We start from the raw sequence: 1345 nt of genomic DNA on the forward strand, positions 1-1345 counted from the left end.
CCTGGTTCCTGGTGCTGCCCGCGCTGATCCCGATCCTGATCCTCAGCGTGGGCCCGCTCCTCTACGGCATCACGCTCGCGTTCACCGACTCCCAGTCGGGCCGCACCGAGCCCACCGAGTGGATCGGCCTCCTCAACTTCCAGGACCTGCTGCACGACACCCTGTTCTGGGACTCGTTCCGCATCGGCCTGCTGTGGGCGGTCGGCGTGACCGTGCCGCAGTTCCTCCTCGCCCTCGGCCTTGCCCTCCTGCTCAACCAGAACCTGCGCTTCCGCTGGCTGGCGCGCTCGCTCGCGATCATTCCCTGGGCGATGCCCGAAGTGGTCGTCGGCATCATGTGGCGCCTGGTCTACAACCCGGACGCCGGCGTCCTGAACGAGACCCTCGGCAACCTCGGCCTCGGCGACGGCCGCGACTGGCTCACGGGACTGAGCACCGCACTGCCCGCCGTGATCATCGTGGGCATCTGGGCGGGCATGCCGCAGACCACCGTGGCGCTGCTCGCCGGACTGCAGAACACTCCGCGCGAACTGCACGAGGCGGCCGAGATGGACGGCGCGGGCGCCTGGCGCCGCTTCCGCACGGTCACCTGGCCGGCGCTGAAGCCGATCGCCCTCGCCATCACGGCGCTCAACTTCATCTGGAACTTCAACTCCTTCGCCCTTGTCTACGTCCTGACGAACGGCGGCCCCGGCGGCCGTACCCGCCTCCCCATGCTCTTCGCCTACGAAGAGGCGTTCCGCTACGGCCAGTTCGGCTACGCGGCGGCGATGGGCTGCGTGATGGTCGCGGTGATCTCGGTCATCCTCGCGTTCTACCTCGTGGGCCGCCTGAAGGGAGGCGACGACAAGTGACCACACGCACCAGCAAACCCGCGCGCGCGGGGCAGTACCTCGCGCTCCTCGGCTACCTCGTCTTCCTCGCCTTCCCCTTCCTCTGGCTGATCTCCACGGCCTTCAAGCCGCCGCGCGAGCTGGCCAGCCTGCACCCCACCTGGATTCCCAAGGACCCCACCCTCGCCAACTTCCGGCAGGCCTTCGACGAGCAGCCCCTCCTGCGCGCCGCGGGCAACTCCCTGATCGCGGCGGTCTGCGCGGCACTCATCGCCGTCGTCATCGCGACCCCGATGGCGTACGTCATGGCACGCCACCGCACGCTCCTCGCGCGGGCGGCCACCGGCTGGGTCGTGGTCAGCCAGGCGTTCCCCTTCGTCCTGGTGATCATCCCGCTCTTCCTGGTCCTGAAGAACCTCGGCCAGATCAACTCCCTGCCGGGCCTGATCATGGTGTACGTGGTGTGGGCGCTGCCCTTCGCGCTGTGGATGCTGGTGGGGTATGTGCGCGCC

Annotated in this window: 2 protein-coding genes; both read left to right on the plus strand. The window is 68.8% G+C overall.

The features are described from left to right. Positions 1 to 854 (plus strand): carbohydrate ABC transporter permease (locus ACZ5CR_RS45460; protein WP_468869628.1); only part of this gene is annotated, 854 nt, incomplete at its 5' end. Continuing rightward, positions 851 to 1345 (plus strand): carbohydrate ABC transporter permease (locus tag ACZ5CR_RS45465; protein ID WP_468869631.1); only part of this gene is annotated, 495 nt, incomplete at its 3' end. The genes ACZ5CR_RS45460 and ACZ5CR_RS45465, both read left to right, overlap by 4 nt.

It is taken from the genome of Streptomyces sp. NPDC031274, from assembly GCF_055570235.1.